We start from the raw sequence: 14400 nt of genomic DNA on the forward strand, positions 1-14400 counted from the left end.
TAAATTGTTAATTTAAATTCAGTGGGAGAAATTTTCTCAATTACGTATTGATTTTTACTCAATTGATTTGTAGTTTCAAAAGTAATACGACTAAATTTTTTATGCTCTCCAGAACGAACTGCTAAAATTTTTTCTTCAATCGTTGTTTTACTTATTTTATTATTGTTTTTAGAAACAGCAGTATTGGTGACTGCCCCTGAGCTTGTTACAGATAGAGTAGTTTGTTTTGGCTCTGTGCTTGGTTCTAGTTTAGCCATATTTGATAATTTTGTACCAACGTCTAATTTATTTCCTTTTTCTGGTTTAATGTTTTTTACTTTAGACACTTGCTGTGATATTGTATTTTCAAGGGTATATTGCTTTTGATTCTCGCTCTGTGCTGGTATACTCTCATTAAATTTTATGGCATCAACAGGTTCAATCTGTCTTAATTCTTGAATTAGGATGTCTGGATCATTAGATAATCTATGCCCTATACAAAAAGACTTAGCTAGTTGCATTTTATTTAATTTAACTAATGTATAAAGTAAGTTATGAAGAATAGTTTGGTCACGATATCCTTTAGTATATAAGATATTTAGATGCTTATAAGCTTCATTGTATTCTTTATTCAAAATTGATAGCATTGCTAAATTATTAGTGACTTTATTCTCATCATAGAAGTTTTCTCTGGCTAGATTAAACGAATAGCGCGCAGCATCATATTGTCGTTTTTTAAGCAAAACTATACCTTTTACGTTATATGCTTCACCATTTTTTTGATTGATTGCAATTGCCTTATTTAAATATTCTAATGCTATATCATTATGACCAAGCCTAGATTCAACATGACCATATAAAACCAAAATACTATCATTTTTAGTTTCCCTTAAAACAGGTTTTAAAACTCTTTTTACTGCATCAAAATCATTAGAAAGATAGTAGATCTGAGCAAGTTTATGCCTTGTATCTTCACTGTCTGTGCGTTGTAAGCGTTGCTTATAAATCTCAATTAAACCACCATAGTTCTTCGTGGTTTCATGTATATAAATTTTTTGTTGCTCATCTAAATCGTATCTTAAAGTACTATTTTGACACCCAGTAGCAAAAAACAAAATTGAGCATACAACAATAATTTTTGGTTTCATTAACCTTTTTGGCTTACAGCATATTGAAAAATAGTTCATTATCTTTTATCCCTTCAACTTACCTAATGTTGACATAATATTCATGATAACAGGTCCCACGACGATGATTAGTACAGGTAATAGGAAAAATATCATCATCGGTATAGTCATTTTGGCCGCAAGAGCAGCAATTTTTTCTTCTATTGTTAATTTTTGCATTTCTCGAATTTCAGTTGATAAATCTAATAAAGCATCATAAATTGAGTTGCCATAACTAATACTTCTTTTTAATGTAATACAAAACATTCTGATTTCCTTACATGGTACATCTCGTTGAATTAATTCAACAGCGGATTCAATACCATTGACATCCATCATTAAACAGGCTCTTTCTAAGATTACTGACACATCTTTATTGATCACTTTTACTCTTATGCTTAAATACTTAAAACTATTTTCGATTGTCATACCCGATTTAATCATAATCGCCATCATATCAATGATTAATGGTAAATCCTGTGAAATTCTCTTGATCCGTTTTATTGTTTGTCTTCTTACAACCCAATCTGGCAAGAAAATAACCATAATAATAATTATAAGCAAAAAAATCAGTAGAATATTTGAATTAACTACAATAAACGAAAAGATTTGATTAACAAGATAAAAGAATGAAAATACGACAATAACGGCATACAACTTCCAGCTATTTTTTTCTTGAAAACGACGTATAAATTCTAGGCTAATACTGTTTTTAGCAATAATCTTTTCAAAAGCAAGATTTTTTTCGTTCAGATTCTTCTTAAACACTTTCTTTTCATTATTTTCATCATAGAAGATTGAGCTAATTTTTTCTTTTCTTTGATAAAAACAATATAAATTACGCAACTCTCTACAACCAAAGTAGATTAAAATAATTGAAAATAATATATACAGTAAACTATTCATAATTTAAATAATCTTATTAATCATACCTTTGATAATAAGGTAACCAATAACTACGCTACCTACGACATAGTACAAAAGATAGTTACCAACTGTTGTATCAACCAAGTTCTCATAGTGCGTAGGTGAGATTAATTTAAGCATTAACAAGAAGCCAAAAGGCATACAACCCAGAATTGTCATCGTCATTCTTAATTCTGCTGTTTTACCATCTCTAGTTTTAGTTAGAATACGATTGTTTGTGAGCATCTTTGTTAATCGACTAAGAATCTCTTTTAATTCTCCACCACTATCAATATTAACCATTACCGTTAAAATAAAAAAATAATACTCTGGAAAAGGAAGGCGTAGATAAGAGTTTAACAAGACACTTTCAATGTTTTCACCGATTTCTATTCTGCTATCAACCTCTTTCATTGTTTTACCAACAATGCCGTCAACAGTATTTCCGCATTCTTTAAAGCTTGTTGTTATTGCATTACCAGATGAGACTGCACCCGTAATAATATTTAATACTTCGGGAAACGTTTCGTAAAATTCTTTTGTTAGTTTCTTTTTTTTAATAAAGAGTATTATAACAATTGTAACGACAGCACTAAGCGGAATTGCAATATAATTATCAAAATTGATGTACTGTTGATTGAATATTATACCTGCAACAATACCTATAAAAACATAAACGAGCAATCGCACTTTAGATTGCCCCATTATTAGGAGATTATAATAAGATTTGATCGTAATTATAAAATTAGAGCTAATTTGATCACCAAAAGATTGTTTTTTTTGGGTAAGTTGGTCTTCAACCAAACTAGTTAGTGATACCTTTTTAACTTCGACATTATAAAAAATCTGCAAACGCTCTTTACGACGAAGTAATACCAAAATATTTACGAGAGCAACAAATATAAGTACAACTGAAAGGATTAAAATCATGCTTTAATTCCCACTGCATTTAACATTAGTTTTTCCAATACCTCAGACATTTCATAATATTGAGCACTTTCATAAAGAGCTGACCGTTTTACTAGTCCATTACAGATGAATTCACCTTGAATCTTGCTCCCCTCTTTTTTCTCATCATTAATTTTAAATTTAAACACATCATGGGTAACAATATTGTCGGTCTCTATTCCAAGAACTTCAGTGATACTCATTACTTTACGTTGTCCATCGGGAAGGCGAGAAACTTGAATAATAAAATTAATGGAAGAACTAATATAACGTTTAATTGCCGAAATAGGTAATTCAGACTGAGCCATAATAATCATGCTTTCTAGACGGGATAACGCATCTTTAGCAGTATTGGCATGTAATGTTGACATTGAACCACTGTGCCCAGTATTCATGGCCTGAAGCATCTCAAACGCCTCTTCACCACGGCATTCGCCTAAGATAATCCGATCAGGTCTCATTCGCAATGCGTTAACCAATAGATCGCGCATGGTAATTTTTCCTCGACCATCATCGCCTCCTACTTTCGTCTCCATTCTAACCACATGATCCTGCTGGAGTTTTAATTCTGCGGCATCTTCAAGTGTAATAGTACGTTCATGTTCACCAATGAATCCAGACAAAGCATTAAGCATTGTTGTTTTTCCTGAACCTGTTCCCCCCGAAACAATAATATTCATTCGACAACGTGCAGCAATAACTAAAAAATTTGCCATGTTTTCATCTAACGAGCCAGAATGAATTAAATCATGAAATGTTCTACGACCTGTACCAAATTTACGAATGGACATTGAGACACCATCAATGGCAATCGGTGGAATAACAACGTTAAGACGGCTACCATCAGGCATGCGGGAGTCGACTAAAGGGTGTGCCTCATCTAAATTTTTACCAACTTTATTAACTAAACGTCTTGCAATATCAAGTAACTGGCGATCACTAATAAAAAACTTATCCGTTTTACTAAGAATACCGCCTCGTTCAACATAAATGCTATAAGGTCCATTTATTAAAATATCATTGACTGTTTCATCTTTCATCAAAGAATCAATTGGACCATAACCGACAATTTCATCACAAATCATACTTGCCAATACATTTAACTCGTCTGCGGAAATATAGGCAGCTCCAGAACTATTGATTTCTCTGATTGCAGTTTGGACTTCACGTAGGATTTGGTTGGGTTCATTTTTTAAATGTTCAATTAAATCAAGATTAAGGACCTGAAATACTAATTCGCGTACTTTACCCCACTCACTAGAAAATTTAAATTCTTTATTATCCATGCTGGTTATTTCATACTCTACTATCTAAAGGCAGTTAAAAGCTGCTAGTTGCTTTCTGCTTCTAACAGCTTTCACCTTAGAAAATAACGGTAATACGTTATTTTCAAACTACAAATGCTAAGGAATTACGTAACTATCGAACATCATAAGAAACATTCTTATAGATACAACCTTCGCTATTTAAGAGTTATTTACCGCCAATACCGCCAACGATAGCTCCAACTTTAGTTTTTAATGATTCAAATATAGTTTTAAGCATTTGTTCAACTGGACCGCCTGAAGCGAAAACAGCCATAACTACTACTGCAACACCCGCTGCAACAATCGCGTATTCGATCGCAGTTACACCTTCTTCAGTTTTAGCGAATTTACCTAAAAAAGTTCTTACTTTAGTATTGATTACTGATAAGTTCATCATAATTTTCTCCTTTAAAATTTCTTACATTTCTTACAATTTTTTTAAAAATAATTTACTTTCTTATCTGAAAGTTTACGCAGTATAAATTATTATCGAATAGCAGTCAATTACTAACCATATAAATTTTAATTTATTATAATGACCTATATTGTTAAAAACAAACTTTATAGTAACAAAAACAACATTAACATATTGTTAAATATCAATTTTAAAAAAAATAAACAAATGAGAGATTATTTTTTTTTTGAGTTTGATTGGCTAATTTTTAACCTTACTTTCGGTATTTAACAAATCTTAACGAATTCTTAATTATGTAAGATATGTACGGTTAAATCTTACCATTTAACCATTTTTATATTGAATATCTGGATTGTGATATAATTTATGGCTATACCATCTGATTTTGCCCAATTGGTAAATTTATGATATTGCATTCCATCTTTGAATTTTTTCAACCTTTTTGGTGAAAACGGATACATTAGCTCAATGTTTTTCTTGACAAAAAACTTCCTGTCAAACATTAACTCCACCGTTATTTTTGAAATATATGCTATAATGGAGCCTTATGTTTCATAAATTAATAAAAGAGAGATTATTTTGCAGCAGTCGTTACAAGATTTTATTATTGATAAGATTGATGATCTAAAAGGCAAAGACATTGTTACCCTTGATGTCCGCGGTAAATCAAGCATTACCGATTATATGATTATTTGTACGGGTACTTCAAACCGTCATGTTTCGTCTATTGCGGGGCATTTGCTTGATGAAGCTAAAAAACAGGGCCATTTGGTGTTAGGTAGCGAAGGGCAAAGTGATGCGGATTGGGTCGTGGTTGATATGGATTCAGTGATTGTGCATATCATGCAAGAAGAAAGCCGTCAGCTTTACGAACTTGAGAAGCTTTGGAGTTAATGGCGTGAAGATACAGCTTATAGCTGTTGGCAATAAAATGCCAAACTGGGTTACGACTGCTTTTGATGATTATCAGTCACGGTTTCCTAAAGATATGCCTTTAGAACTAGTTGAAATCCCCGCAGGTAAGCGCACTAAAAATGCTGATATTGCCCGAATTTTAGATAAAGAGGGCGAATTGATGTTAAATGCTTGCGGTAAAAGCAATCGCATTGTGACACTTGATATACCGGGTAAACCATACACAACGCATAATTTAGCTGAGCAGTTAGAACGCTGGAAAGTAGACGGACGTGATGTGAGTTTATTAATCGGCGGGCCTGAAGGTTTATCTGCTGCTTGCAAAGCGGCAGCACAGCAGAGTTGGTCGCTGTCGCCACTTACGCTTCCCCATCCTTTAGTACGAGTCATTGTGGCTGAAAGTCTTTACCGTGCATGGAGTTTAACCACTAATCATCCTTATCATCGTGAATAATTAAGGTAATAAAATGAGCGCCATTATTTTAGATTTGCAAATTGCTACAGAAGATACCCTAAATTTACCAACCGAAGCGCAAATTTTGCAGTGGTTAAATGTTATTCTACCTCAATTTATGGATAATGCCGAACTCACTATCCGTATTGTTGATGAACAAGAAAGCCAGCAATTAAATAATACCTATCGTCATAAAGATAAACCCACCAATGTTTTATCTTTCCCCTTTGAATCACCCATTAAGATTGATGTTCCTTTATTGGGCGATCTCATTATTTGTAAACAAGTTGTCGCAGCCGAAGCCAAACAACAACATAAATCATTAACTTCGCACTGGGCACATATGATTGTGCATGGGTGTTTGCATCTATTAGGCTATGATCATATCCTTGACGACGAGGCCGAAGAAATGGAAAATATTGAAATTGAGATTATGCAGCAATTGGGATTTGAAGATCCTTATCAGCCCATTAATGAATAAAATATACCATTAACCGTTTAGTTAAATGTCAATTTAGCTAACTAAACAAGCATATAAAATAAGTTATATTAAAAACAAAGCAAGAAAGGAAAAGAGCAAATGAGTGATGATAATCACCGGAGACCTAAAAAAGGGTTTGCATTATGGTTAAGTCAGTTATTTAATTCAGAGCCAAAAGATAAAGAAGAACTTATCGAGGTGATTCGCGAAGCTGAAGAAAACGAACTTATCGATCCAGATACCCTTGATATGATTGAAGGCGTAATGGATATAGCAGAGCAACGCGTTCGCGATATTATGATTCCCCGCTCTCAAATTGTGACGATTAAAGATAATTATTCGCTTGATGAATGTCTTGATATTATTTCTGAACATGGCCACTCACGTTATCCTGTCATCAGTGAAGATAGAGATCATATAGAAGGCATTTTATTAGCTAAAGATCTTTTGATTTTTATTCGCCAAGGCGTTGATAATTTCGATCTCAAAAAAATCCTTAGACCAACCGTTGTCGTACCAGAAAGTAAACGTGTCGATCATATGTTAAAAGAGTTTCGTATGCAACGTTATCATATGGCGATGGCTATCGACGAGTTTGGTGGTGTGTCGGGGCTTGTGACTATCGAAGATATTTTAGAGCTTATTGTTGGTGATATTGAAGATGAATATGATGAGGTAGAAGATCGCGATATACGCCGCTTAACGCCTTCAGTTTATACGGTAAGAGCGCTTACACCAGTTGAAGATTTTAATGAAATTTTTTCCACTGATTTTAGTGATGACGAAATGGACACCATTGGTGGGCTGGTGATGCAACATTTTGGACGATTGCCTTTACGTGGTGAAAGCATTACCATTGACGGTTATCAATTTAAGGTCACCATTGTTGACCGAAGGCGAATAATCCAATTGCATGTGACTATTCCTGATGGAGCAACTGTGCCTAATTTAGAGCTACCTGAAAATGTTTAAACAAATCTTATTAAGCCTAATTTTAGGTGGTATAGCGGTTTTTAGTTATGCCCCATTTCATATTTGGCCTTTAGCTTTTATCTCGTTTGCGGGGCTTTTATGGCTTATTGCCGATAAAACGAAAAAACAAGCCATGTTACTTGGATTAAGTTGGGGCATTGGCTATTTTATGGCAGGGATACACTGGGTTTATATTAGTATTCAACAGTATGGCGAGTTACCTGCTCTGGTTGCCATTATCGTTTTAGGCCTTTTAATTGTATATTTGTCGCTTTACCCGATGCTATTTGCTTTTCTGTTAAGAATGGCAAATAGTTTTGCTGGACAATTTTCATTTAAACAACTTGTGCTTCTAGCTCCTATGCTTTGGCAATTAACCGAGTTCTTGCGCGGTTATCTTTTAACCGGATTTGCTTGGTTGCAACTCGGTTATAGCCAGATTGATAGCCCGTTAAAGGGCTATTTCCCTGTATTGGGGATAGATGGCGTTAATTTATTGTTAACTATTTTGTGTGGACTATTCATTTATTGTATAAAGACAATAACCAGCAAAACACCAAAACAGCACGCGCTTGGTGCAATTGTCGCACTGTTTACGATCTTTTTTGCACCAGTTTCATTCAATAATATTAATTGGACTACGATAGATAACACTCGTGCGGCTAATTTTGCTTTAATTCAAGGAAATATTTCACAGTCAATTCGTTGGACAAAAGAGCAACTCAATAATACGTTACAAACCTATATCAAACTGACTCAAGACAACTTCGAAAAAGATAAAATTATCATATGGTCAGAAGCCAGTATTACCGATTATGAAATAAATCAGCAATCTTTTTTAAAATATATGGATAACGAAGCCAGAGCCCATGATTCTGAAATCGCTGTAGGTATTATTGATTACCGCTTTGGTAAAGATGGGTTTCAAGCTAATGGGGAACTCTACAATACTTTATTAGTATTAGGTGAAAAAGAGCCATATCAATATCCAACAACCAACCGTTATCAAAAACACCATTTAGTGCCTTTTGGAGAGTTTACACCGCTAGAATCAATACTTAAACCGATTACTGAATTGCTCAATATACCCATGTCATCAATGAAATCTGGCGATGTAAAACAGCCTCAATTACAAATAAAAGGCTTTAAATTTACCCCAGCCATTTGTTATGAAGTAATTTTATCTAATTTAATGTGGCAAAACTTTGCCCATGATACCGATTTTTTACTTACTGTTTCAAATGATGCTTGGTTTGGTGATAGCATTGGCCCTAAACAACATCTACAAATGGCACAGGCTAGAGCATTAGAATTTGGTAGGCCTTTAATCCGTAGCACTAACACTGGCATTACCGCAATTATCGATCCACATGGCAATATTGTTAAACAGTTATCACAATTTAAAACAGCAGTTTTATCAGCAACTGTATCACCCACAACAGGTCTAACGCCTTATGCAAGATGGGGAAATTGGCCTTATTTTACTATCATGGCATTAATGTTTATCTCACTTTTTATAAAAAGACGTTCATAATTTACGATACTGGCATAATTATTGCTTAAATATAATTGGATTTAACTAGTTATTGTTGTGATCAATCATCGTAATATTGCGTTACTTATTGGTTACATCTAGCTCCAATGATAGATAAATAAACAGTAAAAAGTACTTTTATGCTAAAAAATAAGTTATAATATACGCCCTTTGTAAAAATATTAAAATTATTTAATATGATACAAACTAAACAGTAGGAGATGAGTATGAACAGAAAGACAAAATTAACCAAACTCGTGTTATCATTTGCAATGTTAGGTCTATTGAGTAGTGCCGCATTTGCCGATGAACTAACTGGTACGCTAGCTAAAGTAAAAGAAAATGGTGTGATTGTCGTAGGACACAGAGAATCATCTGTCCCGTTCTCATATTATGGCGATAACCAAAAAGTTGTGGGTTATTCTCAAGATTACTCAGATCTTATTATTGATGCGGTAAAAAAAGAGTTAAATATGCCTAACTTGCAAGTTAAATATTTACCGCTTACATCTCAAAATCGTATTCCACTATTACAAAATGGTTCGTACGATTTTGAATGTGGTTCAACCACTAATAATCTATCACGCCAACAGCAAGTTGATTTTTCAAATACGATCTTTATTGTTGGTACACGCTTTTTAGTTAAAGCCGATAGCAAAATTATTGATATTGATGATCTAAAAGGCAAAAGTGTTGTGGTAACTTCAGGCACGACATCAGAAGTTATGCTCAACAAAAACAATACAGAAAAAGGGTTAAATATTCGTATTATTGCGACCAAGGATCATGGTGATGCATTCCGCACACTTGAAAGTGGACGAGCAGCAGCATTTCTTATCGATGATGCGTTGTTAGCAGGTGAACGCTCAAAAGCGAAAAAACCTGAACAATGGGAAATTGTGGGTAAACCATTATCTTATGAAGCTTATGGTTGTATGTTACGTAAACAAGATCCGCAATTTAAAGCTTTAGTCGATAAAACAATCGCTGATGCACAAATATCAGGTGTCGCCGAAAAGTCATATAACCGTTGGTTTAAAGAACCTATTCCACCAAAAGGGTTAAATATGAACTTTGATATGTCTCCTGAGATGAAAGAGCTTTTCGCTCATCCTAATGATAAAGCATTAGACTAATACACTGATATTTTTCCCAAAGGGCGTAGGTAACTACGTCTGTCATCTTATTTAGTACTATTTACAAAATATCTTTTACATGTTGGAGTATTTATGACAACAAGTTGGAATTGGGGGATTTTTCTGCAACCAGCACCATTTGGTGATACTACGTATCTGGGCTGGTTATGGCTAGGTTTCCAAATGACCATATTGCTAGTTATTACATCAGGAACGGTTGCCTTTTTTGTGGGTTCGTTATTTGGTGTACTAAGAACATTACCTAACCGTTTTTTATCTAGCTTAGGTGCATGTTATGTTGAAGTTTTTAGGAATATACCGCTAATCATTCATTTATTCTTTTGGGTTGAAGTTGTACCCGCACTGGTACCTGAATCTATCCGCATTTGGTTATATGATCTTGATCCTATAGTATTTACTTTATTAATGTCTACTATAGGATTAGGATTATTTACGGGTGCGCGTATTTGTGAACAAGTGAGAGCAGCTATTCAGTCAATTCCTGCTGGCCAAAAAAGTGCCGGAATTGCATTAGGACTAACCTTAAAACAAACCTATTTATATATTTTATTACCTAATGCTTATCGACGTGTTTTACCACCATTAACATCTGAAATATTAAATATGGTTAAAAACTCGGCTGTTGCCTCGACTGTTGGTTATATTGAATTAACAAAACAAGCAAACCAATTGCTTGAACATGCAGGCCAACCTTATGAATCATTCATTGCTATTACATTTGGATATGTAATTATCAATGTCGCTATCATGTTTGCCATGCAATATATTGAGAAAAAAGTGCGACTTCCTGGCGTATTAGGAGGTAAATCATGATCGATTTAGAATGGGGTCAAATCCTGCCTAATTTACCTTATATCATGCGTGGTATGCTATTAACCTTAGAGATAACCATTACCGCTGTAATTTTTGGTATCGTTTGGGGAACGCTACTTGCCATTATGCGACTTTCATCTATTAAAGTACTACATTGGTTTGCTTCATGCTATGTAAATATATTCCGTTCAATTCCATTAATGATGGTTTTGCTCTGGTTTTATTTGCTTGTGCCTCAACTATTAGAAAGGATTTTAAATCTTCCACCCACAACAGATATACGTTTTGTGTCGGCATTAATCGCTTTTGCTTTGTTTGAAGCGGCTTACTATTCGGAAATTATTCGAGCTGGTATTCAAAGTGTATCTAAAGGTCAAATCAGTGCATCACTAGCACTCGGTATGACTAAAGGTCAGGCATTACGAATGGTGGTTTTACCACAAGCATTTCGTATTATGACACCATTATTATTAACACAAGGTATTATCTTATTCCAAGATACGACGCTTATTTACACCTTAAATTTAGCTGATTTCTTCTATCGTGCGGTTAATATTGTGGGTAATAGAGATGGTTTAATCGTTGAGATGGTATTATTTACAGGAGCAGTTTATTTTGTTATTTGCTTCACCGTTTCACGTCTAGTTAATTATTTTAAGAAAAGGATTACTCGATGATCTCCTTAGAAAATATATCAAAATGGTATGGACAATTTCAGGTATTAAAAAACTGCACAACTCGAGTCGGTAAAGGCGAAGTTGTGGTCGTTTGTGGTCCTTCAGGTTCAGGTAAATCAACCTTGATAAAAACAGTCAATGCCTTAGAACCTATTCAAGAAGGCAAAATTATTATTGATGGAACAGAAATAACCAGTAAATCAACTAATTTAGCTAAATTACGTTCTAAAGTGGGGATGGTGTTTCAACATTTTGAACTGTTTCCCCATTTAACTATTTTAAAAAATCTGACACTTGCTCAAATTAAAGTATTAGGTCGAACAGACGAAGAAGCTCGCGAAAAAGCGCTTAATCTTTTAGAACGTGTTGGTTTACTTGCTCATGCAGATAAATACCCCGCACAACTTTCCGGCGGTCAACAGCAACGAGTTGCCATTGCTCGCGCGTTATGTATGGATCCTATTGTCATGCTGTTTGACGAACCAACCTCAGCACTTGATCCTGAAATGGTAAATGAAGTATTAGATGTGATGGTTGAGCTCGCTTATGAAGGCATGACCATGATGGTGGTTACTCACGAAATGGGCTTTGCGCGTAAAGTGGCGCACCGTGTTATCTTTATGGATGCAGGTGAAATTATTGAAGATACATCAAAAGAACAGTTCTTTACTAATCCACAATCAGATCGTGCTAAAGACTTTTTAGCTAAGATTATTCATTAAGTTAATTATTACAGGGCTTATCGCCCTGTTTTATTATTTCTTCCTCGAATTATCCATCATTTTATAAAGAATCATTCGTGTTAGCACATTTAGAAAATCTACTTAATCATTATTCTGTAATAAACTAACTAAACCACTATGCCTTGGTGTTTGTGATTTAATTGCTTGCAATAAAATTGGTTCAGTCGCATAAATTGACACGTTTTTTTTAGCGCGAGTAATTGCTGTATAAAGCAAAGAACGGTTAAGCAACGGTGAATAACTAGTTGGTAAGATAATATTCACATCATCGAATTCTGAACCTTGCGATTTATGGATTGTCATAGCGTAAGCTGTTTCATGCTCAGGTAATCGAAATGGCGAAAATCCTTTAATAGATCCATCAGCAAACGGGAAATACACACGTAATTTTGAGCTATTCTTTTCAGCCATTAATGTAATGCCAATATCACCATTGTACAGCCCTAATGAAGTACTATTGCGTAAAATCATAATTGGCCGACCAACGTACCAAGCCTCTTTATTTTGCAAGCGAATCAATTTATTTTTGGATAATAGCAATTCAATTTGCTTGTTTAAACCCTCTACGCCAAAATGTCCTTCTCTTACAGCACAAAGTAAGCGATATTCGGCAAATTTAGCTAAAACTGCCGCAATATCATTAGTGCCATATTGCTTAATAAAATTTAAATAATGTTTATAGTGATTAATACTATCATGTAAAACATCTTCATAAGCTTGTTGGGATGAAAGTGCATGATATTGGATATCACTCAATGACTCATCGGTTAATAAATTTTTAACGACAGTTGATCGCCCCTCTTTAACAGCATTAGCCAACAATCCAATACCAGACGATTCGTTAAAACGATAACTTTTTTGTAATAGGCAAATACTGTCCGTAATTGTTGCTGTTTGCTCGCAAGCAGGCACAACATAGCCAGTTAATTGACTTAGCTCTTTTGCTCGTGACTCACTATAGCCATGCGTAATAAAGGTACAAAGATCACCAAATACCGCACCGGCTTCAACCGATGAGAGCTGATCTTTATCACCCAACAAAATTAAACGTGCAGAAGTGGGTAAGGCTTCAATGACTCTTGCCATCATATTTAAATCAACCATTGAGGCTTCATCAATGACTAATACATCAACATGCAACGGATTATTTTTATCATGCTTGAATGAACGATTATCTGCTTTTGCGCCTAATAAACGGTGTAAAGTTATCGCTTCCGCCTTTATATTGAGTGAAGCAAAAGCGAGTTGCTCAATTGTTTGACTCAATGATTCGGTTAACCTTGATGCGGCTTTCCCTGTCGGAGCCGCCGTAATAATTCGCGCATTGGGCGTGGTTAACAAAATTCCGGCTAAAATTTTAGCGACAGTGGTTGTTTTACCTGTACCAGGCCCGCCCGAAATAATCGCGATTTTACGCGTTAATGCCGCAGCAACCGCCACTTTTTGCCAATCAATTTCAGCGTGATTATCGGTAAAAAGCTGATTAAGTATAGTATTTAAATCAGCATCGCAATTTGACTCTTTATTAAGGATTGTGTGATTGAAATATTGAGCAACATTTTTCTCGTCCAACCACATCCTTTGAAAATAGAGTTTATTTTCAATAAGGATAAGCGGAGATAAATTTGTTCCATCACTCACAACTCGGCTATTTTGTGCTTGTTCAAGTGCGTTTTTCCAATCTTGCTCGTTTGGTGAGCCTAAGGCTAACCAAAGCTGCGCTTCTATCGTTGGTTGTTTTAAATAACGAAGATCTAAGCAAACATGACCAGATCTTACCTCTTTACTTAGCGTTATCACTAAAAAACTGAATCGTTTAATCGTAATATCGTCATTTAACTTTGCTTTATTCGTTAAAAATGCTGCCAAATGAATATCTAGCAAACTAATTTGATTGTCTTGTGTAAATTGGTTTAACCATTCGTTTAACATA

At 34.6% G+C, this 14400-nt stretch carries 15 protein-coding genes; 9 read left to right on the forward strand and 6 right to left on the reverse strand.

Annotated elements, in window-relative coordinates; all coding sequences use genetic code 11:
* The 5 genes from A9G22_RS08110 to A9G22_RS08130 form a co-directional block, all read right to left on the reverse strand.
* On the reverse strand, positions 1–1127 hold a 1127-nt coding region (locus tag A9G22_RS08110; RefSeq protein ID WP_075508669.1), incomplete at its 3' end, for a tetratricopeptide repeat protein.
* 45 nt (positions 1128–1172) lie between these two features.
* On the reverse strand, positions 1173–1913 hold the full coding sequence (locus tag A9G22_RS08115; protein WP_176700254.1) for a type II secretion system F family protein: 741 nt from the start codon (positions 1911–1913) through the stop codon (positions 1173–1175).
* A 141-nt stretch (positions 1914–2054) separates the two neighbouring features.
* Positions 2055–2981, reverse strand: coding sequence for a type II secretion system F family protein (locus A9G22_RS08120; RefSeq protein WP_065585969.1), 927 nt, complete (start codon positions 2979–2981; stop codon positions 2055–2057).
* The gene (locus A9G22_RS08125) at positions 2978–4285 is read right to left on the reverse strand and encodes a CpaF family protein (protein WP_075508670.1); all 1308 of its coding nucleotides are present in this window, start codon (positions 4283–4285) and stop codon (positions 2978–2980) included. The genes A9G22_RS08120 and A9G22_RS08125 overlap by 4 nt, the downstream gene beginning before the upstream one ends.
* A 187-nt stretch (positions 4286–4472) precedes the next feature.
* Positions 4473–4700 carry a Flp family type IVb pilin gene (locus A9G22_RS08130; protein WP_176700255.1) on the reverse strand — a complete coding sequence of 76 codons (228 nt, stop codon included), beginning with the start codon at positions 4698–4700 and terminating at the stop codon, positions 4473–4475.
* A gap of 597 nt (positions 4701–5297) precedes the next feature.
* On the opposite strand from A9G22_RS08130, the gene rsfS reads away from it, so the two are divergent.
* The 9 genes from rsfS to A9G22_RS08180 all read left to right on the forward strand — a co-directional run bounded on the left by rsfS (position 5298) and on the right by A9G22_RS08180 (position 12446).
* Positions 5298–5615, forward strand: a complete 318-nt coding sequence (rsfS, locus tag A9G22_RS08140; RefSeq protein ID WP_065585972.1) for a ribosome silencing factor — start codon at positions 5298–5300, stop codon at positions 5613–5615.
* Positions 5616–5619: 4 nt separating this feature from the next.
* Positions 5620–6090, forward strand: coding sequence for a 23S rRNA (pseudouridine(1915)-N(3))-methyltransferase RlmH (rlmH, locus tag A9G22_RS08145; protein WP_065585973.1), 471 nt, complete (start codon positions 5620–5622; stop codon positions 6088–6090).
* 13 nt (positions 6091–6103) lie between these two features.
* On the forward strand, positions 6104–6571 hold the full coding sequence (gene ybeY / locus A9G22_RS08150) for an rRNA maturation RNase YbeY (RefSeq protein ID WP_075508672.1): 468 nt from the start codon (positions 6104–6106) through the stop codon (positions 6569–6571).
* Positions 6572–6670: 99 nt separating this feature from the next.
* Positions 6671–7543 carry a CNNM family magnesium/cobalt transport protein CorC gene (gene corC, locus A9G22_RS08155; protein ID WP_065585975.1) on the forward strand — a complete coding sequence of 291 codons (873 nt, stop codon included), beginning with the start codon at positions 6671–6673 and terminating at the stop codon, positions 7541–7543.
* Positions 7536–9077 carry an apolipoprotein N-acyltransferase gene (lnt, locus tag A9G22_RS08160; RefSeq protein WP_075508673.1) on the forward strand — a complete coding sequence of 514 codons (1542 nt, stop codon included), beginning with the start codon at positions 7536–7538 and terminating at the stop codon, positions 9075–9077. Before corC ends, lnt begins: the two co-directional genes overlap by 8 nt.
* Before the next feature lie 227 nt (positions 9078–9304).
* A complete protein-coding gene (locus A9G22_RS08165; RefSeq protein WP_065585977.1) occupies positions 9305–10213 on the forward strand; it encodes a glutamate/aspartate ABC transporter substrate-binding protein in 909 nt (302 codons plus the stop codon).
* A gap of 93 nt (positions 10214–10306) precedes the next feature.
* Entirely contained in the window at positions 10307–11047 is a 741-nt protein-coding gene (locus tag A9G22_RS08170) for an amino acid ABC transporter permease (RefSeq protein ID WP_065585978.1), read from the forward strand.
* Complete coding sequence (gene gltK, locus A9G22_RS08175) at positions 11044–11724, forward strand: glutamate/aspartate ABC transporter permease GltK (protein ID WP_065585979.1); 681 nt, start codon at positions 11044–11046, stop codon at positions 11722–11724. Before A9G22_RS08170 ends, gltK begins: the two co-directional genes overlap by 4 nt.
* Entirely contained in the window at positions 11721–12446 is a 726-nt protein-coding gene (locus tag A9G22_RS08180) for an amino acid ABC transporter ATP-binding protein (protein ID WP_065585980.1), read from the forward strand. The genes gltK and A9G22_RS08180 overlap by 4 nt, the downstream gene beginning before the upstream one ends.
* Before the next feature lie 102 nt (positions 12447–12548).
* On the opposite strand, the gene recD is transcribed toward A9G22_RS08180, so the two are convergent.
* On the reverse strand, positions 12549–14399 hold the full coding sequence (gene recD / locus A9G22_RS08185) for an exodeoxyribonuclease V subunit alpha (RefSeq protein ID WP_065585981.1): 1851 nt from the start codon (positions 14397–14399) through the stop codon (positions 12549–12551).
* Position 14400 lies beyond the last annotated feature (1 nt).

It is taken from the genome of Gilliamella sp. App2-1 (assembly GCF_001690255.1).
Taxonomy (GTDB): domain Bacteria; phylum Pseudomonadota; class Gammaproteobacteria; order Enterobacterales; family Orbaceae; genus Gilliamella; species Gilliamella apicola_G.